Raw genomic sequence first — 18,150 nt, 5'->3', positions numbered from 1 at the left:
CAAAAAATGAGCAAACAATTGCAAGACGCATACATCGTCGCCGCCAGCCGCACCCCGATCGGCAAGGCGCCGCGCGGCGTATTCAAGAACACGCGGCCCGACGAGTTGCTGGTGCATGCGATCAAGTCGGCCGTGGCGCAAGTGCCGGGACTCGACACGAAGGTCATCGAAGACGCGATCGTGGGCTGCGCGATTCCCGAGGCGGAGCAAGGCTTGAACGTGGCGCGCATCGGCGCGCTGCTGGCCGGGCTGCCGCAATCGGTGGGCGGCGTGACCGTCAACCGCTTTTGCGCCTCGGGCGTGACGGCGCTGGCGATGGCCGCGGACCGCATTCGCGTGGGCGAAGCCGATGCGATGATCGCCGGCGGTTGCGAATCGATGAGCATGGTGCCGATGATGGGCAACACGCCTTCGATGTCGCCGCACATCTTCGATAACGACGAAAACTTCGGGATCGCCTACGGCATGGGGCTCACGGCGGAGCGCGTGGCCGAGCGTTGGAAGGTGAGCCGCGAAGACCAAGACCGCTTCTCGCTCGAATCGCACCAAAAGGCGATCGCCGCGCAGCAAGCGGGTGAGTTCAAGGACGAGATCGCGCCGTACACGTTGATGGAACGCACGCCCGACCTCGCGACGGGCGAGGTGAAGACGAAGTCGCGCGAAATCGCGCTCGACGAAGGTCCGCGCCCCGATACGACGATCGAAGGTCTGGCGAAACTACGTGCGGTGTTCGCGAACAAGGGCTCGGTGACGGCCGGCAACAGCTCGCAAACGTCGGATGGCGCCGGCGCGTTGATCGTCGTCTCCGAGAAGATCTTGAAGCAGTTCAACCTGACGCCGCTCGCGCGTTTCGTCAGCTTCGCCGTACGCGGCGTGCCGCCCGAAGTGATGGGTATCGGCCCGAAGGAAGCGATTCCGGCCGCGCTCAAGGCCGCGGGCCTCACGCAGGACGATCTCGATTGGATCGAGTTGAACGAAGCGTTTGCCGCGCAATCGCTGGCGGTCATTCGCGAGCTCGGCCTCGATCCGTCCAAGGTCAACCCGCTCGGCGGCGCGATCGCACTGGGCCACCCGCTCGGAGCGACGGGTGCGATCCGCGCATCGACCGTGGTGCACGGGCTGCGTCGCCGCAATCTGAAGTACGGCATGGTGACGATGTGCGTCGGTACCGGCATGGGCGCGGCGGGCATCATCGAGCGCCTGTAAAAGCGCCGTGACCCGGCAATGACGGTTCGTGCGCGCCGGAGCGATCCTCCGGCGGCTCGAACCGTTTTCCTTTGGAGAGAGACGATGGAAATTGGGATTGAGCGCAGTGCCGACGGCGTCATGACGATCGCCCTGAATCGGCCCGAGAAGAAAAACGCGATTACGTCGGCGATGTATCAAACGATGGCCGACGCGCTGGCCGACGCAAACGAGGATGCGGCCGTGCGCGCGGTCCTGATTCGCGGCGGCGAGCAGGTCTTTAGCGCCGGCAACGATCTCGAAGACTTCATGAAGTCGCCGCCGACGAGCGAAGACGCGCCCGTGCTGCAATTCCTGCGGCGCATCAGCAGCTTCGAGAAGCCGATCGTCGCCGCGGTATCGGGCGTGGCGGTCGGTATCGGCACGACGCTGCTCCTGCATTGCGATCTCGTGTACGCGGCCGAATCGGCTACGTTCTCGTTGCCGTTTTCGCAATTGGGTCTCTGCCCCGAAGCCGCATCGAGTCTGCTCTTGCCGCGTCTCGCGGGTTATACGCTCGCGGCGGAAAAGCTGATGCTCGGCGAAGCGTTCGATGCGCAGGAAGCGCATCGGATGGGGATCGTCAATCGCTTGCTGCCGCTCGGCGAGGTGGACGCGTTCGCCTATGCGCAGGCCGCCAAGCTCGCCGCGCTGCCCGCTTCGTCGCTGCGGGTGACGAAGATGCTGATGAAGGGCACGCACGGGCAGGAGATTGCCGATCGCATGAAGGAGGAAGTCGTGCACTTCGGCAAGATGCTGCTCGCTCCCGAAGCGCGCGAAGCGATGATGGCCTTCTTCCAGAAGCGCAAGCCCGATTTCCGGCAGTTCGGTTGAGGACGGGGCGTGCCGCCGAGACCTCGGCGCCTCGCGCGGCACGCGCCAGAGAATGAACGATGCGAACGATGCGAACGTTCAGTTGTGCCGATCAATCCTCGCCATACTCGACATAGCTCGCCTCCCGGCAAAAGCTGAGGAGCCGAATGCCTGCTTGCCGCGCGATGGCGATAGCGAGCGAGGAGGGCGCGGAGATCGTGGCCACCATCGGAATGCCGACGCGCGCCGCTTTGCGCACGAGTTCATAACTCGCACGGCTCGATAGAAACACGAAGCCGTTCGTCGCATCGATGCGCTCGAGCACGAGCCGTCCGATCAATTTGTCGAGCGCATTATGGCGGCCGACATCCTCGAAGGCCAACAAGATCGCCCCTCGCTCGTCGCACCACGCGGCCGCATGAAGGCCGCCCGTCACGCGGGTCAGCGCTTGATGCGACGGCAGCTCGCGCGCCGCGCGCGCAATGGCATCGGGCGCGAGCCGCGCCAAGAAGCCGCTGTCCGTGACCGTTTCCGGCGACAGATCGAGCAAATCGATGCTCTCGATGCCACAGACGCCGCAGCCCGTGCGGCCCGCAAGCGCGCGCCGGCGCTCCTTGAGCGCCGCGAACGCCTGCTGCACGATCGTCAGTTCGACCTGCGCATAGGGCAGCGCGGAGCCGTTTCGATGGAACGTCACCTCGATGTCCCGGATATCGCTGCCTCGTTCGACGATACCTTCCGAAATCGCGAACCCGACGGCGAAAGCCTCCAGTTCGCGCGGCGTGCACATCATGACGGCATGCGAAATGCCGTTGAAGACCAGCGCCACGGGCCACTCCTGGCCGACTTGGTCCAGTGCCGGTTCGATCCGGCCATCGCGATGGCGGCGTACCTTTTGTTCAATGACGCCGCGCTCGTCGGCGCCGTCCAACGGGTCGTTCAAGATCGTTCCTTCGTCCATGTCGTGCTCGGCCGATTGCCATGTGCGGGGCCGGCGTTTCGTGCATAAGGTTCTAAAATACCCGAAGCGGGCGCCGTTTGCCCGTCTAGACCCGGCGCTCGCACGCCAAAGGACACCGCCATGGGATTGCATGAAACGCCGCTGCTGTTCGATTTCGAACTCGTGTCGTCGGAGGACCTCACCTATATGCCGATGTCGGTCCGCTTCAATCTCGACCGGTTCGGCCTTCGCATCTCGCTCGCGCAGTGGCAACTGCTGCCCCACGCCGATCGCACCCTCTTAGCGCGGTTTCCCGTCGACGAAGACGCGCAAATCGAGCCCAACTTCGATCACGCGCTCTTCGAGATGATGCGCACGCACGCGAACATCGAACCGGAGTGGTTTACACCTGAGCCGGACCCAGTCTGGCGCAGCACGGCCGCGGTGCCCGAGCGCTTGCTCGCCCACAGCCGCGCGGTAGGCGCTATCGCGCCGAGTACCGAGCGCTGGGCCGAACTCGATCCGTTCAAGCGCTATGTCCTGACGAAACTGACGCGAAAACCGGAGCCGAGCCACGATTTCGTGCCTGCCATGCGCGAGTTCGGCCTTATGGGCTAGGGCGCCCGCCCGAGTCGAAAATTTTTCGACGCGCGACCCTCAACCCGGGCTAAACGCTGCCGTTATCCATGGGATGGCACGGAAAGGCTCGCATCGATTCCAGCAAGAAAGGTCGAACGGGCGCGTAGCACTCCCTCGCCGCGCCGCCCCATTCTGAGTACCCATGAACCTGGGGATGCTCAACCCTGGGCACTAGACTCGACCGGCTTTCGACATCCAATGCGTTCCTTTTTATCGAAACGGCTGCTGATCAACGTCGCCGTCGCCGCGGCTGTGATCGCGGCCAACGCGTTCGTCGCCTACGGGCAGATCCGCGGCGAGCGGGCGACCGATTCTCGCACGGCGCGCTCCATGAGCGTCAAGCGCGATCTCGACGCGTACCGCGCCACGCTCGGCTCCGGACTTGCCGCGCTCGGACGTTTCTCGCACTTGGGCGAGCCGGTCGGCGATGCGTTCATCCGCGAGCGGGAATTGGCGCTCGCGAGCGGCAAAGCGGACCTGCGTCAAGCGCTCGCGGACGACCCGGCGATGCGCGGCGACCTCGAGGCGCTGCTGGCGCTGGCGGACCGCGTGGAGGCGCAAACGCACGCCGCCTTGGTGCGTGCGGCGAAGCAGACGAGCCCAACACCCCAAGCAGGCTTGGCCGCCGCGGCAACCGGCGCCGCCGAGCCGGCCGCCGAGCGCGCGTGGGTCACGCCGGTCTATATGCAGGCGCGCTCCGCGCTCGATGTCGTGGATGCCTCGATAGCCAAGCTACGGGAGCGGGAGGACGAAGCGTTGGAGTCCTCGCTGTCGGCCTCGGAGCATTCGACGCGGCTTGCCACGCTGCTGCTCATCGTCACGATGGTGGCGGGCTGCGGCATGTTGATTTACACGTTTGGGGTTCGCGAGAGCGCCGCTCGCGCCAAAATCCGCGTGGCGCGCGCCATGCGGCGCAGCGACGAGCGCTTTCGCGAGTTGTTCGACGCCCACCCGGTGCCGATGTGGATATACGACCGCGAGACGCTCGGTTTTCTCGCCGTCAATGCCGCTGCCGTCGAGCAGTACGGCTATGGCGAGGGCGAATTTTTCGGCATGACGATTCGCGATCTGTACTGGCCGGACGAGATCGCGCGGCTCGAGTCGTACCTCGTACGCGGCTATGCGGCGCCGCGCCGTGGCCGGGTATCGGCGGGCGTGTGGCGTCAGCGGCGCCGCGACGGCACCCAATTGAGCGCCGACATCACCAACCACGCGCTGAGCTTCATGGGGCGCCCCGCGGTGTTCGTGCTGGCCGACGACGTGACCGAGCAAATCAAGGTCGAGGCCGAGGCGCAGCGGTCCAATCAAATGCTCGAGACCGTGATCGACAACATCCCCCAACGCATCTTTTGGAAGGATCGCGATTCGCGCTATCTCGGCTGCAACATGGCGTTCGCGCGCGATGCGGGTCTGGCCTACACCGAGCAGGTCATCGGCAAGACCGATGACGATATGCCGTGGGGCGCAATGGCTGAATCGTTGCGCCGCGCCGATCTGGAAGTGATCCGCAGCGGCGTGCCGAAGATGAATTACGAGTTCGAGACACTGATCGACGGCGTGCATCGCGCCGGCATCACGAGCAAGATTCCGCTGACGAACGGCGACGGCACCGTCATCGGCGTGCTCGGCTCCTATACGGACGTGACCGACCGCAAGCGTTCCGACCTCGCGCTGCGTCTGCAAAGCCGCGCGCTCGATGCGAGCGTCAACGCGATCTTGATTACGGCCGCCTCCGGCGGCGGGCACGTGATCGAATACGCGAATCCCGCGTTCAAACGCATCACGGGCTACGATCCGGCGGAGATCGTCGGTCAGGACTGCCGTTTCCTGCAGCGCGACGACCGCGATCAGGAAGGACTCGTCGCCATTCGCGAAGGGCTCGCCGCGAACCGCGAGGTCAGTGCCGTCTTGCGCAATTACCGCAAGGATGGGGCGCTGTTCTGGAATCAGCTGTTCATTGCACCGGTGCCCGATCCGGACGGCAACACCACGCACCATATCGGCGTCATCAACGACGTAACGGACCTGATCCGCTACCAGGAGCAGCTCGAATACCAGGCGAACTACGACGGGCTGACGCGGCTGCCCAATCGCAATTTGCTGCGCGAGCGGCTCAACCAGGCGATCGCGCGCGGTAAGCCGCTCGCCGTCGTCTTCATCGACCTGGACGGTTTCAAGAACGTCAACGACAGTCTCGGCCACAGTGTCGGCGACCGTTTGCTCGGCGTCGTGGCCGAGCGGCTAGCCCGCAGTGCGAGGCCGAGCGATACGGTCGCGCGGCACGGCGGCGACGAATTCGTGATCGTGCTGACCGACGCGGTCGACGAAAAGACGCTGATCGGCTGGATGGAGCGCGTGCGCGCGACGATCTCGGAACCGGTCTGGCTCGACGGCACCGAGCTCTACGTGGGCTGCAGCATGGGCGCGAGCTTGTATCCGCAAGACGGCGAGGACGTCGAAACCCTGCTCAAGAAAGCCGACCTGGCGATGTATCGCGCGAAGGACATGGGCCGCAATACGTTCCAGTTCTACCAGCCCGAGATGAATACGAGCGTCGGCGCCCGGCTCAATCTCGAGCGCCGCTTACGCCGCGCGCTGCGCGACGGCGAGTTCTTGCTGCACTACCAGCCGCAGGTGGACATCAAGACGGGACAGATCGTCGGAATGGAAGCGCTCGTGCGCTGGCTCGATCCCGAAGTGGGGCTCGTGCCGCCGTCGGCGTTTATCCCTGTCGCGGAGGAAAGCGGGCTCATCGGTCCGCTTTCCGAGTGGGTGCTGCGCGAGGCGTGCCGGCAAAACAAGGCGTGGCAAGACGAGGGATTGCCGCCCGCGCGCGTGTCGGTGAACTTGTCCGCGCGGCAGTTTCAGCAGCGCGACATCGCCAAACTCGTCATGTCGATTCTCGAGGAAACGGGCCTCGAGCCGCAGTACTTGGAGCTCGAGCTGACCGAAAGCACGATCATGCGCAACGCCGAAGAGGCCGTCACCATGCTGGCAGAGCTACACGCGCTGGGGATCGGGCTCGCGATCGACGATTTCGGCACCGGCTATTCGAGTTTGAGCTATTTGAAACGCTTCCCCGTCGATCGTCTGAAGATCGACCGTTCATTCGTATCGGACATCGGGGCCTCGAGCGACGACGAAACGATCACGTCGGCCATTATCGCGCTTGCCCATTCGCTGCAATTGCAGGTCATCGCAGAGGGCGTCGAGACGGCGGCCCAACTCGACTTCCTCAAAGAGCGGGCCTGCACGGAGATGCAGGGCTACTTCTTCGCACGACCGATGCCGCACGATGCCATTCCCGCGCTGTTGCAACGAGCGGGCACCGACGGCACGAGGGCGGCCGACACGGTTGCCCACTGAACGCGCCGCTCGTTAGGCTAGATCGGGCAGCTTGCGCGGACGGCGTTCTTTATCGGTGGCCACGTAAGTGAGCGTGGCTTCCGTGACCTTGACCAGCTCCTCCGTGAGGCTCATGCGCTGAGCGAACACTTCGACCGATACGGTGATCGACGTCGTGCCCGTTTTCACGATGTCGGCGTAGAAACTGAGCAGGTCGCCCACGAATACCGGCTGTTTGAAGACGAACGAATTGACTGCGATCGTCGCGACGCGGCCGTTGGCGCGCCGGCTTGCCGGAATCGAACCGGCGATATCGACTTGAGCCATGATCCAGCCGCCGAACACGTCGCCGTGAACGTTGGCGTCGGACGGCTGCGGCACGACGCGCAGGGCACAGTTTTTCTGCGGGAGCAGCGGGGGGGAGATAGTCATCGAGGGTACCTGTTCTGCGACAATGAGCCGAGCCTGCGACAATACAGGTCATCGATAGGCTGGCCCTCGAAATTGTACGGGCAAATGCAGGTGAGGCGCACGCGCCGCAGCCCGATCGGTCGCCCAGCCCGCCCCGCCGCCGCCGCGGCTTCGCTCAAGTTTGGACCCATGCGCCGCTATAGCTCATCGACAGAACCCGCGCCCGCCCCCACCTCCGGCGGGGCGCGCCGCGACTGGCAGACGATTCGCTCGCTGCTGCCTTACCTCGCCGATTACAAGGGGCGGGTCGCGCTCGCGCTGTCGTGTCTGATCAGCGCCAAGCTCGCCAATCTCGGCGTGCCGATCGTGATGAAGCATATCGTCGACGGCTTGTCGTCGATGCGCCAGTTGACCGATCTAGGGCGTGCCGCGCACCAACCCGCGATCGTGCTCGCGGGCGGGATGGGCTTGCTCGTGATCGCCTATGCGCTCGTACGGCTTTCGACGTCGCTCTTCACCGAGCTGCGCGAAATCTTGTTCTCGAAAGTGACGGAAAGCGCGGTGCGTCAAATCGCGCTGAAAGTGTTCCGCCATCTGCACGCGCTTTCGTTGCGCTTTCATCTGGACCGGCAAACGGGCGGCATGTCGCGCGATATCGAGCGCGGCACACGCGGCATCTCTCAGCTGATCTCATACTCGCTGTACAGCATCTTGCCGACGCTTGTCGAAGTGGGGCTCGTGCTCGGCTTTTTCGTCGTCAAATACGAGGCCTATTACGCGCTCGTCGCGTTCGCCGCCTTGGTGACGTACATCGTTTTCACCGTCAAGGTCACCGAATGGCGGACGCATTTTCGCCGAACCATGAACGAGCTCGATTCGCGCGCGAACTCGCGTGCAATCGATTCGTTGCTCAACTACGAGACGGTCAAGTACTTCGGCAACGAAGAGTGGGAAGCGCGGCGCTACGACGAGAACTTGAAACGCTATCGCGCCGCCGCGATCAGATCGCAAAACTCTTTGTCGCTGCTCAATTTCGGTCAGCAAGCCATCATCGGCACAGCGCTCGTGTTCATCTTGTGGCGCGCGACGCAAGGCGTCATGGCCGGACGGCTTACGCTCGGCGATCTCGTGCTGATCAACACGTTCATGCTGCAGCTCTACATCCCGCTCAATTTTCTCGGCGTCGTCTACCGCGAACTGAAGCAGAGCCTGACGGACATGGACCGCATGTTCACGCTGCTCGGCGCCGCGCGCGAAGTGCCCGATGCCCCCGGCGCGGCGCCGCTCGCCGTTAGCGGCGGCGAAGTGCGTTTCGAGCATGTGCGCTTCGGCTATGAAAGCACGCGCGTCATCTTGCAAGACGTCACGTTCTCGATCGCCGCCGGCACGACGACGGCCGTGGTGGGCCCGAGCGGGTCGGGCAAATCGACGTTGGCACGGCTGCTATTTCGCTTCTACGACCTCGATCGGGCAGCGGGCGGCGCGATCACCATCGATGGACAGGACATTCGGGACGTAACGCAAGATTCGCTGCGCGCGTCGATCGGAATCGTGCCGCAAGACACGGTGCTCTTCAACGATACGATTTACTACAACATTGCTTACGGGCGCCCGGATGCGACGCGCGAAGAGGTGATCGCCGCCGCGCGCGCGGCGCATATCCACGACTTTATCGAGGGCCTGCCCAAGGGTTACGACACGCCCGTGGGCGAGCGCGGCCTCAAACTCTCGGGCGGCGAAAAGCAACGGGTCGCGATCGCCCGCACGCTGCTCAAGAACCCGCCGATTCTGATTTTCGACGAGGCCACATCGGCCCTCGATTCGCATTCGGAGCGGGCGATCCAACAAGAGCTCGATCAGATCGCGCGCGGACGTACGACGCTCGTCATCGCCCATCGGCTTTCGACCGTCGTGCATGCCGAACAAATCATCGTCATGGACCACGGCCGCATCGTCGAGCGGGGCACGCATGCGCAATTGCTGGAAGCGGGCGGCGCCTTCGCGCAAATGTGGGCGCTACAGCAGCGTGCCGCCTCGCGCGAGCAGGTGCGCGGCCTCGTGCAAGGCGAAGGGGTGTGAGCGTCGCGCGGTCAGCGGCCCGCGCGGCCCTCGCGTAGCGCGGCGTCGAGCGCATGCAATTGGGCCGGTGTGCCGACGTTTTCCCAGAGCCCTTCGTAAAGCTCGCCGCTCGCGAGTCCCGCGCGGATCGTATCGCGATAGTACGGCGTCAGCGCGCGGCGCTCGCCTGGCGCGAGTGCATGGAACATACGCGTGTCGTATACGCCGATGTTGCCGAAGGTGTAGCGTTGGGCGCCTTCGAGTGAGAGGCTTCCCGCCGTATCGAGCGCGAAATCGCCTAGCGGATGAAACGGCGGATTCGGCACCATGACGAGGTGCATGCGCGGCTGCGCCGACGCGGCCATGCGCGCGGCCGCCTCGTGCAGGCGCGAGTAATCGAACTCGCAGAAGACATCTCCACTCACCGCCGCGAATACGCAAGGCGCCCCCCCGGATTCGAGCAGCGCTCGTGCTTGCGCGATGCCGCCTGCCGTTTCGAGCGCTTCGGGTTCAGCGGAATACACGAGCCGCACGCCGTAGCGCGCGCCATCGCCGAGCGTGCGCTCGATTTGCTCGCCGAGCCAAGCGTGGTTGATCACGATCGTGGTGATGCCCGCTTGCGCCAGGCGCTCTATCTGCCAAACGATCAGCGGTTTGCCGCCCACTTCCAATAGCGGCTTGGGCCGCGTGTCCGTGAGCGGACGCATCCGCTTGCCGCGGCCCGCGGCGAAGATCATGGCCGTCGTGAGCGTAAAGGTCATGGCCCTTTCAAAACGTGTAGCCGACTTGCGGCGAACGGCTGTCGAGCTCGTCGAGCAATCGCGCGAACGGCGCCAGCGGCCTGTAGCGCTCGGCGACCTTGCGCGCGTAGCCGATGATGCGCGGCAAGTCGCTCAAATAGCGCGCCTTACCGTCGCGGTAATGAAGCCGCGCGAACAGACCTAGGATCTTGATGTGCCGCTGAAGCCCCATCCATTCGATTTGCCGATAGAACTCGCCGAAATCGGGATCGACCGGCAGACCCGCCTTCTTCGCGCGCTCCCAATAGTGGACAAAACAGTCGAGCTCGAACTCCTCGTCCCAACTAATGAACGCGTCGCGCAGCAGCGACGCGATATCGTAGGTGATCGGTCCGTACACCGCATCTTGAAAATCGAGTACGCCGGGATTGGGCTCGCAGACCATCAGGTTGCGCGGCATGAAATCGCGCAGCATGAACACTTGCGGCTGCGCGCGCGCACTGGCGATCAGCAGGGCGTAGGTGCGGTCGAGGATGCCGCGCATGTTTTCGTCGACTTCCCTGCCCAGATGCCGCGTGACGAACCACTCGGGCATCAGCTCCATCTCGCGGCGCAGGAACGCTTCGTCGAACGGGGGCAGCACGCCTTCGCGCGAGCTCGACTGCCAGCGGATCAGCGCGCCGATCGCGTCGCGCATCAGCGGCTTCGCACGCGCGGTATCGCTCGGGTCCATTTCGGCGATGTACGTGCGCGTGCCTAGATCGGTGACGAGCATGAAGCCGGCGTCGAAATCGCACTCGAGCACCTGCGGCGCATGCACGCCGGCATCGGCCAGCATTTGGGCGATTTGCACGAACTCGCGGCATTTTTCGGGCGGCGGGGCATCGACGGCGATCAGCGAAGCGCCGTGCGCAGGCGCCGCGAGCCGGAAATAGCGGCGAAAACTGGCGTCGGCGGAGGCCGGGGCGAGCGTTGGCAGGTCGAGGCCGTAGCGGTGCGCGAACGTGCCGAGCCAGGCGGCGAGGGCATCGCGCCGGGTGTCGGCGGGGGAATTGGTCATTGTCTGAACTGAGGGCAAAACGTCTTGCCATATAATACCCGACGACTTTTTACGTTGCGCCCTGTTCCCGTGTCGGCTTTCGCACGGCTGCGTTCGACCGCTTCGCCGCGCGCATGTGCGCGCGTGTCGCAGGCCCGCGCCGCGATACGCCGCCTGTTCGCGCCCGGGACGGATAACGTGCGACGGGCGTAAAGCCCGCCGCCGAGCCGATTCGCCAAACCATAGATGCCGCCTAGACAGCCCTTTTTCACGAATTTCCCCGGCGATAGACTGCCGCGCATGAGGCGGCTCGCCGCGGCACTGATCGCCGTGCCGGGCCTCATGCCCGCCATTTCGCATGCGCAACTGTCCGGCGCGGCTGCCCAGCCGCAGCCGATCGATGCGCCGTGGGGTTTGCGGCTCGATCCGCAACTGCAAGAACATCCGTTGAGGCCGGGAAGCGCGCCCGCCACCTTCGTGACGGGCGACGCAGCCGACGGCACGGCCGATCAAGGCATCGCGATCAAAGGGGCGGCCGAACTGCGCCGCAACGTCGCCGTGGTGAAGGCCGATGCCTTTCACTACGATCAAGACACCGATATGGCCGATGCGTACGGCAACGTGCGCGTGATCGAGAACGGCGTGCTGTTCGCGGGGCCCGAAGCGCATTTGAAGGTGGAAGCGAGCCAAGGCTACATGCCGATGCCGAAGTACCACTTCAACTCGAACGGCGGCTCGGGCAGCGCCGAGCGGGTCGATATGCTCGACAGCGAGCGCTCGGAGTTCACGAGCGCGACCTATACGGCCTGCCAATGCGCCGATCCTTCCTGGTACATCCGCGGCAGCCGGTTCGATTTCGATACGGGCGAGGAGCAAGGCGTCGCGCATAACGGCGTGCTGTTTTTCCAGGGCGTGCCGATCTTCGCGAGCCCTTGGCTATCGTTTCCGCTGAACAGCGACCGGCATAGCGGTTTGCTGCCGCCGCAGTTTTCGATGGGCTCGACGAACGGCTTCGAAGTCTCGATACCGTATTACTTCAACATCGCGCCCAACCGCGACTTGACGCTGACTCCGCGCATCATCTCGAAGCGCGGTGTCCAAACGCAGGCGATGTTCCGGTATTTGTCGCCGACCTACGCGGGCACGCTGACCGCGGAGTTTCTGCCGAACGATGCGCTCAAGCATGAGAACCGGTACGCGGTTTATTGGCAGCACAGCCAGAATCTCGGTCATGGGTTCGGCGCGTACGTGTCGTACAACCGGGTCTCGGACAACAGCTACGCGCAAGATCTGGCGACGGCGACCAATCAGTTCCTGATCGGCACGCAGTTGCTGTTCCAGCAGGAAGCCGGACTGACTTACTCGAACGGCCCGTGGTCCGTGCTCGCGCGCGCGCAGCACTGGCAGACGTTGCAGGGTTCGGCTCCGCCGTACGGCCGCGAGCCGGAACTGAACGTCAAATACACGCAGTACGACATCGGCGGGTTCGACTTCGGCGCCGAGGCCGACTACACGCGGTTCCGCATCACGTCGTCGGATGCGACCGAAGGTGACCGCGTGGTGTTCAACCCGTACGTCTCGTACGGGCTCATCGGGCCGGGCTACTTCGTCGTGCCGAAAGTGCAGTGGCACTTCGCGTCATACGATCTGAGCAACATCGCGAGCTCGGCGCCGGCGGGGCAGCCGAAGTCGTTCACCGAATCGATCCCGACGTTCAGCTTCGATACGGGGCTCGTGTTCGACCGCTCCATGCGATTGTTCGGCGACGATTACATCCAGACGCTCGAGCCGCGGCTGTACTACGTCTACACGCCGTACCGCGATCAGTCGTTCGCGCCGCTGTTCGATACGGCCGAATCGGACTTCGGCCTGGCCGAGATATTTACGCCGAATACGTTCGTCGGCAACGACCGTATCGCGGATGCGAACCGCCTCACGGCCGCGTTGACGACCCGGTTCATCAATCCCGCGACGGGCGACGAACGCGCGCGTTTCGTGATCGCGCAGCAGTATTACTTCACCGACCAGCGCGTCTCGCTCGACACGTCCACGCCCACGCCGCCGACCGGCCATTCCGACTTGCTCGCGGGCGCTTCGCTGAAGCTCGGGGCCGGTTTTTCGTCGGAAACGGCGTTCCAATATAATGCGGACGACGATCAGCTCGTGCGCGCCAGCGTCGGTTTCGGGTTCAGTCCGGACGACCGCAAGGTCGTCAACGTGGCCTATCGATATACGCGCGCCAACAAGCTGCTCAGCAATCAGCCAATCAATCAGATTCTGGTTTCGGCCGAGTGGCCCCTTACGCATCGACTGTATGCCGTCGGCCGGTTCAACTACGATCTGTCGGGGCATCGCCTCGTCGACGGGCTCGTCGGCTTCCAGTACGATGCCGATTGCTGGGTCCTGGGCATCGGTGCGCAGCGCTTCGCGAACGGTTTCAATTCGACGGGGCAGTACACTTCGTCCACCCGCGTGCTGGCGCAATTGACGCTCAAGGGCTTTTCGAACGTCGACAACGGGCTGGTGGGGGCGTTCCGCGCCGGGGTGGCGGGTTACCAGCCGCCGCCGCCCGCGCCGCCGCCGTTGGCTCGGTTCACCAATTACGAGTGAGCCGACGAGCAACGCGTAGGGCTTTCCGGCTCAAGCGCGAAAAAAAGGGGCGCGAAAAGCGGCCCAAGATATTTGGAGCATCTGTGGCAATCGTGAATAAGCTTCGCTTGGCAACGCTTGCGGCCGTCCTGGCCGCCGCCGCTCTTGCGCCGGCAACGCCGGCCATGGCACAGGCGTTGAGTGCAAAAACGGCCGGTCAGACGGTCGACTCCGTCGCGGCCATCGTGAACGACGACGTGATCACCGTCCGTGAGCTCGACGAGCGTGTCGGCCTGATCGCCCGGCGGCTCCAGCAGCAGCACGCCCCCGTTCCCCCGCAGGATCAACTGCGCTCGCAAGTGCTCGATCAAATGGTGCTCGAGCGCATCCAGCTCGAAAAGGCCAAGGAAGACGGCATCGTCGTGAGCGATGCGGACATCCAAAAGACACTGCAACGGCTGGCCGCCGCCAACAACTTGCCGCTCGACGTCTATCGCTCGCGCATCGAGGCGGAAGGGGTGCCCTGGTCGGTCTTTACGCGCGACGCCCGCAACGAGCTGACGCTGTCGAAGCTGCGCGAAAAAGAAGTCGACAGCAAGGTGACGGTGTCCGACGCCGAGGTCGCGAACTACATCGCTAGCCAGCGCGGGCCGGGCGCCCGGGCGCAGCAGGATCTGCGTATCGAACACATTCTCGTGAAGGTGCCGGCCGGCGCGGCGCCCGACGTGGTGGCGGCCGCGCAAAAGAAGGCCGAGGCGATCTTGCAGCAGGCCAAGAGCGGCAGCAAGTTCGAGTCGCTCGCCAAGGACGATTCGCAGGCGGCCGACGCCAAGCAAGGCGGCGATTTGGGCTTCAAGGCGCCGGGCAATTTGCCCGACGCGTTCGTGAAAGCCGTGTCGCAGTTGCGTCCCGGCGAGCTCGCGGCCGATCTCGTGCGTACCGACGACGGTTTCGAGGTGCTGCGCCTCGTCGATCGGCGGATCGGCGTCGGCGGATCGGCGGCCGATGCGCCCAAGCTCGTGCAAACGCACGTGCGCCATATCCTGATTCGCGTGGGCGAAGGGCAGTCGGAAGCGGCCGCGCGGCAAAAGCTGCTCGACATCCGGCAGCAGATCGAGGCGGGCGGCGATTTCGCGCAATTCGCGCGTACGTACTCGCAAGACGGTTCGGCGTCGCAAGGCGGCGATCTCGGCTGGATCAGCCCCGGCGAAACGGTGCCGGAGTTCGAACGGGCCATGAACGATCTGAAGGACGGCGAAATCAGCGAACCCGTTCGCAGCGAATACGGCTATCACTTGATTCAAGTGGAAGGCCGTCGCGAGGCCGAGGGCTCGGTTCAGCACCAAATGGATTTGGCGCGTCAGGCGATCGGTCAGCGCAAGGCCGAGCAGGCGTATTCGGACTGGCTGCGTCAGTTGCGCGACACGGCCTACGTGCAATACAAGATCGGCGGCCCGATCGCGCAGCAGTGAGCCGATAGACGATGACGCGCGCCGCGGCGGTTGCCCCTCTGAACATCGCGATCACGACGGGTGAACCGGCCGGCGTCGGGCCCGAACTGACGGTGGCCGCACTGGCCGGCGCGCAAGCCCATTGGCCGGGGGTGAACTTCACCGTGCTGGGCGATGCCGCGTTGCTCGAGGCTCGAGCGGGTGCCGTCGGCGTGGAATGGGCGGCGTTGCTCGCGGCGGGCCACGTTAGTCTCGGACACCGCGCGCTTTCCGTTCCCGCGCACGCGGGCCGGCTCGATGCGGCGAACGGCCGCTACGTGCTCGGCCTGCTCGACGATGCCATCGATGGCGCGCTGAGCGGCGCGTTCGATGCGATCGTGACGGCACCGCTGCAAAAGAGCACGATCAACGATGCCGGGGTGCCGTTCACCGGACACACGGAGTATCTGGCCGAACGCACGCATACGGCTCGCGTGGTGATGATGCTGGCCGGCACCGGGCCTCGTCCGTTGCGCGTGGCGTTGGCGACAACGCATTTGCCGCTCAAGGACGTGCCCGGCGCGCTCGGCATCGACAGCCTCGTCGAAACGATCGCCATCATCCATCACGATTTGCAGCGCGATTTCGGCTTGCCCGTGCCGCGTATCCTGGTTACGGGATTGAATCCGCACGCGGGCGAGAACGGCTATCTGGGGCGAGAAGAGATCGACATCATCACACCCGCGCTTGCGCGGGCGGCCGAGCGCGGCATCGACGCGCGCGGCCCCTATCCGGCCGACACGCTTTTTCAGCCGCGTTATCTCGACGAGGCCGATTGCGTGCTCGCGATGTTCCACGATCAAGGGTTGCCGGTGCTGAAGTACGCCACCTTCGGCGAAGGCGTCAATATCACGCTCGGCCTGCCGATCGTCCGCACGTCCGTCGATCACGGAACCGCGCTCGATCTCGCGGGCACGGGGCGGGCCGACGCGGGCAGTATGATCGCCGCCATCGATACGGCGGTGACGATGGCGCGCCATCGCCGCGCCGGCTGATTGATCACCGCGAGCGTGCTCTCGCGGCGTTTTTCGTTCCTTTCGGTTTTTTCACGATCTCGATGTCCACCAGCAGACAGCATCAAGGCCATTTCGCGCGTAAGCGGTTCGGTCAAAATTTTCTCGTCGACCACGGCATCATCGATTCGATCGTCGATCTGATCCGGCCCGAGCGCGGGCAACGGATGGTCGAGATCGGGCCCGGTCTCGGCGCGTTGACCGAGCCCCTCGTCGAACGCCTGGCGACGCCCGACTCGCCGTTGCACGCGGTGGAACTCGATCGCGATCTTATCGCCCGGTTGCGCGAGAAGTTCGGCGAGCGCCTCGCGCTGCACGAGGGCGACGCGTTGGCATTCGATTTCGCCTCGCTCGTCGATACGCGCGAGCGGCCCACGCTGCGCATCGTCGGCAATTTGCCGTACAACATTTCGAGTCCGCTGCTGTTTCACCTGATGTCGTTCGCGCCCATCGTCGTCGATCAGCACTTCATGCTGCAAAACGAAGTGGTGGAGCGGATGGTGGCCGAGCCGGGCACCAAGGCGTTCAGCCGGTTGTCGGTGATGCTTCAGTACCGATACTCGATCGATAAGCAGCTCGATGTGCCGCCCGAATCGTTTCAGCCGCCGCCGAAGGTCGATTCGGCGATCGTGCGGATGATTCCGTACACGCCGCAAGAGCTCGCGCCCGTCGATATGGCGGTGTTCGGCGAACTCGTGACGGCTGCATTCTCGCAGCGGCGCAAAATGCTGCGCAACACACTGGCCGCCTACCGCGATCGCGTGGATTTCGAGGGAATGGGCTTCGACCTGGCCCGGCGCGCCGAGGATGTGCCCGTCGACGAATACGTGCGCGTGGCACAGACGCTCGGCCCGCGTCCCGCGTAACGCGTAGCGCCTACTTGGCTGCGGCGGGACGTGACGGCGCGTTCACGAGCACGATACCGCCGAGCACCAGCGCGGCCGCGAGCACGAAGCGGCTGCTGAACGATTCGCCGAGCAGCAGGACGCCGAACGCCACGCCGAACAGCGGCGTGAGAAACGAGAAGACGGAAAGGCGCGAGGCGGTATAGCGCGTGAGCAACCAGAACCAGGTCAAATAGCTCACGAAGGCCACCGCCACCGCTTGATAGCCGAGGCTCGCCAAGGCGAGCGGCGTGACATGGACATGGCGCTCTTCGCCGAGCGCGAAGGCCAGTGCGAGCAAGATCACGGCCGAGACCGCAAGTTGGTAAAACAGCGTCTTGCTCGCGCTCGTGTGCGAAAGCGAGGTGGCGCGCACGACGACCGTGGTGGACGCCCACATGATGCCCCCCAGTACGCCCAGGGCGTCGCCGAGCACCCCCGCGGCGCTCGACGTACCGGGTGCCGATCGTGCGAAGCCGTCGGCGAACGCCAGCGCGATGCCGGCGAAGGCGAGCGCCACGCCGTACCACTGCAGGCGGCGCATGCGCTCACCAGCGACGAACGCGTGCAAGCCGAGCGCCGTGAAGCAGGGCGCCGTATAGAGAAACACGGCCATGCGCGACGCGCTCGTCAACGTGAGCCCCGCGAAGATGCAGATGAATTCGCCGGCAAAGAGGACACCGGCCAGCAAACCCGGACCAAACGTTGCGTCCCGCTTGAACAGCGGCGTGCCGCGCAGCCTAGCCCAACCGCATACGAGCACCGCGGCGATGGTGGAACGCAAGCCCGCTTGCAGCATCGGACCGAGCGCGCCGTTCGTCGATTTGATCGCGACTTGCTGCAGGCCCCAGATGGCGCAAAGCAGGACCATCAGCGCGATGGCGAAGGTGTCGGGGGCACGGCGCACCGGTGCCGGTGCGGCGATTGCTGCTGCGGTGTTCATCTGAGCTCGATCGATAGGACGG

At 64.7% G+C, this 18,150-nt stretch carries 14 protein-coding genes; 9 read left to right on the top strand and 5 right to left on the bottom strand.

From position 1 onward, the window contains the following. Positions 1–6: 6 nt before the first annotated feature. Together C0Z18_RS08380 and C0Z18_RS08375 are read left to right on the top strand one after the other, a co-directional pair. A complete protein-coding gene (locus C0Z18_RS08380; protein ID WP_102644934.1) occupies positions 7–1,206 on the top strand; it encodes an acetyl-CoA C-acyltransferase in 1,200 nt (399 codons plus the stop codon). An 84-nt stretch (positions 1,207–1,290) separates the two neighbouring features. Continuing rightward, the gene (locus C0Z18_RS08375; RefSeq protein WP_102644933.1) at positions 1,291–2,058 is read left to right on the top strand and encodes an enoyl-CoA hydratase; all 768 of its coding nucleotides are present in this window, start codon (positions 1,291–1,293) and stop codon (positions 2,056–2,058) included. A 91-nt stretch (positions 2,059–2,149) separates the two neighbouring features. Here C0Z18_RS08375 and fdhD read toward each other — a convergent pair whose 3' ends face one another. Beyond that, a complete protein-coding gene (gene fdhD, locus C0Z18_RS08370; protein WP_102644932.1) occupies positions 2,150–2,998 on the bottom strand; it encodes a formate dehydrogenase accessory sulfurtransferase FdhD in 849 nt (282 codons plus the stop codon). 120 nt (positions 2,999–3,118) lie between these two features. Between fdhD and C0Z18_RS08365 the strand changes: the two genes are divergently transcribed. Both C0Z18_RS08365 and C0Z18_RS08360 read left to right on the top strand, forming a co-directional pair. Then, positions 3,119–3,595: a nitrate reductase associated protein gene (locus tag C0Z18_RS08365; protein ID WP_102644931.1), complete on the top strand. Its 477-nt coding sequence runs from the start codon at positions 3,119–3,121 to the stop codon at positions 3,593–3,595. A 219-nt stretch (positions 3,596–3,814) separates the two neighbouring features. Next, positions 3,815–6,982 (top strand): sensor domain-containing protein, encoded by a 3,168-nt coding sequence (locus C0Z18_RS08360; RefSeq protein ID WP_102644930.1) that lies wholly within the window; start codon positions 3,815–3,817, stop codon positions 6,980–6,982. 12 nt (positions 6,983–6,994) lie between these two features. On the opposite strand, the gene C0Z18_RS08355 is transcribed toward C0Z18_RS08360, so the two are convergent. Next, positions 6,995–7,393: an acyl-CoA thioesterase gene (locus C0Z18_RS08355; protein ID WP_102645064.1), complete on the bottom strand. Its 399-nt coding sequence runs from the start codon at positions 7,391–7,393 to the stop codon at positions 6,995–6,997. A 168-nt stretch (positions 7,394–7,561) separates the two neighbouring features. Between C0Z18_RS08355 and C0Z18_RS08350 the strand changes: the two genes are divergently transcribed. Then, a complete protein-coding gene (locus C0Z18_RS08350; protein WP_102645063.1) occupies positions 7,562–9,451 on the top strand; it encodes an ABCB family ABC transporter ATP-binding protein/permease in 1,890 nt (629 codons plus the stop codon). Between the two features lie 11 nt (positions 9,452–9,462). Here C0Z18_RS08350 and murU read toward each other — a convergent pair whose 3' ends face one another. Beyond that, positions 9,463–10,191: an N-acetylmuramate alpha-1-phosphate uridylyltransferase MurU gene (murU, locus tag C0Z18_RS08345; protein ID WP_102644929.1), complete on the bottom strand. Its 729-nt coding sequence runs from the start codon at positions 10,189–10,191 to the stop codon at positions 9,463–9,465. A gap of 7 nt (positions 10,192–10,198) precedes the next feature. Continuing rightward, on the bottom strand, positions 10,199–11,230 hold the full coding sequence (locus C0Z18_RS08340) for an aminoglycoside phosphotransferase family protein (protein WP_102644928.1): 1,032 nt from the start codon (positions 11,228–11,230) through the stop codon (positions 10,199–10,201). A 225-nt stretch (positions 11,231–11,455) separates the two neighbouring features. On the opposite strand from C0Z18_RS08340, the gene C0Z18_RS08335 reads away from it, so the two are divergent. The 4 genes from C0Z18_RS08335 to rsmA all read left to right on the top strand — a co-directional run bounded on the left by C0Z18_RS08335 (position 11,456) and on the right by rsmA (position 17,167). Then, positions 11,456–13,819: an LPS-assembly protein LptD gene (locus C0Z18_RS08335; protein WP_102644927.1), complete on the top strand. Its 2,364-nt coding sequence runs from the start codon at positions 11,456–11,458 to the stop codon at positions 13,817–13,819. Between the two features lie 83 nt (positions 13,820–13,902). After that, the gene (locus C0Z18_RS08330; protein WP_102644926.1) at positions 13,903–15,270 is read left to right on the top strand and encodes a peptidylprolyl isomerase; all 1,368 of its coding nucleotides are present in this window, start codon (positions 13,903–13,905) and stop codon (positions 15,268–15,270) included. Positions 15,271–15,281: 11 nt separating this feature from the next. After that, positions 15,282–16,283, top strand: coding sequence for a 4-hydroxythreonine-4-phosphate dehydrogenase PdxA (gene pdxA / locus C0Z18_RS08325; RefSeq protein WP_102644925.1), 1,002 nt, complete (start codon positions 15,282–15,284; stop codon positions 16,281–16,283). Positions 16,284–16,345: 62 nt separating this feature from the next. Beyond that, positions 16,346–17,167: a 16S rRNA (adenine(1518)-N(6)/adenine(1519)-N(6))-dimethyltransferase RsmA gene (rsmA, locus tag C0Z18_RS08320; protein ID WP_199189412.1), complete on the top strand. Its 822-nt coding sequence runs from the start codon at positions 16,346–16,348 to the stop codon at positions 17,165–17,167. A gap of 10 nt (positions 17,168–17,177) precedes the next feature. Here rsmA and C0Z18_RS08315 read toward each other — a convergent pair whose 3' ends face one another. Then, positions 17,178–18,128 carry a DMT family transporter gene (locus C0Z18_RS08315; protein WP_102644924.1) on the bottom strand — a complete coding sequence of 317 codons (951 nt, stop codon included), beginning with the start codon at positions 18,126–18,128 and terminating at the stop codon, positions 17,178–17,180. Positions 18,129–18,150 lie beyond the last annotated feature (22 nt).

This window comes from Trinickia dabaoshanensis (assembly GCF_002879885.1).
Classification (GTDB): Bacteria; Pseudomonadota; Gammaproteobacteria; order Burkholderiales; family Burkholderiaceae; genus Trinickia; species Trinickia dabaoshanensis.
Note: the sequence above shows the minus strand (reverse complement) of the source record. Positions and strands in the feature narration are given on the sequence as shown.

What these genes read in the sequence shown, in the direction of transcription:
- C0Z18_RS08380 (WP_102644934.1), top strand. Translation starts at nt 7, where the DNA reads ATGAGCAAACAATTGCAAGACGCATACATCGTCGCCGCCAGCCGCACC.
- C0Z18_RS08375 (WP_102644933.1), top strand. Translation starts at nt 1,291, where the DNA reads ATGGAAATTGGGATTGAGCGCAGTGCCGACGGCGTCATGACGATCGCC.
- fdhD (WP_102644932.1), bottom strand. Translation starts at nt 2,998, where the DNA reads ATGGACGAAGGAACGATCTTGAACGACCCGTTGGACGGCGCCGACGAG.
- C0Z18_RS08365 (WP_102644931.1), top strand. Translation starts at nt 3,119, where the DNA reads ATGGGATTGCATGAAACGCCGCTGCTGTTCGATTTCGAACTCGTGTCG.
- C0Z18_RS08360 (WP_102644930.1), top strand. Translation starts at nt 3,815, where the DNA reads ATGCGTTCCTTTTTATCGAAACGGCTGCTGATCAACGTCGCCGTCGCC.
- C0Z18_RS08355 (WP_102645064.1), bottom strand. Translation starts at nt 7,393, where the DNA reads ATGACTATCTCCCCCCCGCTGCTCCCGCAGAAAAACTGTGCCCTGCGC.
- C0Z18_RS08350 (WP_102645063.1), top strand. Translation starts at nt 7,562, where the DNA reads ATGCGCCGCTATAGCTCATCGACAGAACCCGCGCCCGCCCCCACCTCC.
- murU (WP_102644929.1), bottom strand. Translation starts at nt 10,191, where the DNA reads ATGACCTTTACGCTCACGACGGCCATGATCTTCGCCGCGGGCCGCGGC.
- C0Z18_RS08340 (WP_102644928.1), bottom strand. Translation starts at nt 11,230, where the DNA reads ATGACCAATTCCCCCGCCGACACCCGGCGCGATGCCCTCGCCGCCTGG.
- C0Z18_RS08335 (WP_102644927.1), top strand. Translation starts at nt 11,456, where the DNA reads ATGCCGCCTAGACAGCCCTTTTTCACGAATTTCCCCGGCGATAGACTG.
- pdxA (WP_102644925.1), top strand. Translation starts at nt 15,282, where the DNA reads ATGACGCGCGCCGCGGCGGTTGCCCCTCTGAACATCGCGATCACGACG.
- rsmA (WP_199189412.1), top strand. Translation starts at nt 16,346, where the DNA reads ATGTCCACCAGCAGACAGCATCAAGGCCATTTCGCGCGTAAGCGGTTC.
- C0Z18_RS08315 (WP_102644924.1), bottom strand. Translation starts at nt 18,128, where the DNA reads ATGAACACCGCAGCAGCAATCGCCGCACCGGCACCGGTGCGCCGTGCC.